1 protein-coding gene is annotated in these 236 nt (G+C 66.5%); it reads right to left on the bottom strand.

The genetic code is table 11. The features are described from left to right. Window positions 1–77: 77 nt before the first annotated feature. Window positions 78–212 carry a hypothetical protein gene (locus FS507_RS20145; RefSeq protein ID WP_260853599.1) on the bottom strand — a complete coding sequence of 45 codons (135 nt, stop codon included), beginning with the start codon at window positions 210–212 and terminating at the stop codon, window positions 78–80. Window positions 213–236: the final 24 nt, after the last annotated feature.

The raw sequence follows: 236 nt of genomic DNA, 5'->3' as shown, positions 1-236 counted from the left end.
CACCCCTGCCACCCCTCCTTCATCTCACCCTCACCCCTCTTCCCCTAAACCTCCCCCCCACCCCAGATCCCCCAACCTCACCCCCTCCTCACCACCCCCTCCACACCCCCCAACACCCCCACCCCCCCCTTCTCCCCCATCCCCCTCTCCACCACCAACTCCAACCCCCACATCCCCTCCCTCCCCACCATCACCACCCTCTCCTCCTCCATCTCCTACATCTCCCCCACCTTTCC

Source organism: Corynebacterium glyciniphilum AJ 3170, from assembly GCF_007673095.1.
Classification (GTDB): Bacteria; Actinomycetota; Actinomycetes; order Mycobacteriales; family Mycobacteriaceae; genus Corynebacterium.
This window is presented reverse-complemented; position numbering and strand designations above follow the sequence as displayed.